1 pseudogene is annotated in these 573 nt (G+C 47.6%); it reads left to right on the top strand.

Features of this window, described 5'->3' with window-relative positions:
• Positions 1–573 (top strand): annotated as a pseudogene (glmU, locus tag ACS8FC_RS19580) (bifunctional UDP-N-acetylglucosamine diphosphorylase/glucosamine-1-phosphate N-acetyltransferase GlmU); the annotation flags it as partial.

Below are 573 nucleotides of genomic sequence, written 5' to 3'. Positions count from 1 at the left end.
CGTCGCTGATGGTATTACGATTGCGGCGATTGAGCCTGAGCATACGTTTGAGATTGAAGGGGTTAATAACCGCCAACAACTCGCAAGTCTGGAGCGCACATGGCAACGCAAGATAGTCGCCGACTTACAAGAAGCGGGCGTTCAATTTGCCGATCCCACGCGCGTGGATATTCGCGGGTCGTTGACTGCCGGACAAGATGTATTTATTGACGTTAACGTGGTCTTTGAAGGCGACTGCACTTTAGGCGACAACGTCTATATTGAAGCAGGCTGCGTCATCAAAAATGCCCAGATAGGCAACGCTTGTTATATTAAGCCTTACTGTGTGATTGATCGCGCTGACATCGGAGCTGGTGTCGACATAGGACCTTTTGCACACCTGCGTCCTGATACGGTATTGTCTGACAACAGCAAAGTCGGTAACTTTGTCGAAATTAAAAAATCAATAATCGGTCAAGGCAGTAAAGTAAATCACCTAAGCTACATCGGTGATGCAACTGTCGGCACAGGCGTCAATGTCGGTGCAGGTGTCATTACTTGTAATTACGATGGTGTCAACAAATCGCAGACTAT

The organism is Psychrobacter sp. 1Y4 (assembly GCF_051847555.1).
The sequence above is the reverse complement of the archived record's forward strand: the minus strand, read 5'-3'. Positions and strand labels throughout refer to the sequence as shown.